Genomic DNA, 311 nt, shown 5'->3' on the forward strand with positions numbered 1-311 from the left:
GGGATGACCACTTTTGACCTAACCCAGAAGAACGCTGAAATAACCAACGGCGTGCTTACCCAAGGCGTAACCTACTTTTTAACAGAGCAGGACGCGCAGGACAACACCAACCGTATCGATCCCGATACCGCTTATGTAAATGTGAACCCTAACGGCAACCCGATAAACCCACAAGTACTTTACGTACGCGTGGAAGATAGCAACAGCGCTTGTGTATCCTTTACGACCCTTACCATAAAGGTAATCAGCAATCCAAACCCTGTAACGCCAGACCCTATTGTACTGTGCGACTACAATATAATTGTACCCCC

1 protein-coding gene is annotated in these 311 nt (G+C 47.6%); it reads left to right on the forward strand.

Annotated features, from left to right (window positions below):
- On the forward strand, positions 1-311 hold a 311-nt coding region (locus K8089_RS16470; RefSeq protein WP_237604357.1), incomplete at both ends, for a hypothetical protein.

The sequence above is a fragment of the Aequorivita vitellina genome (assembly GCF_022008365.1).
GTDB classification, from domain to species: Bacteria; Bacteroidota; Bacteroidia; order Flavobacteriales; family Flavobacteriaceae; genus Aequorivita; species Aequorivita vitellina.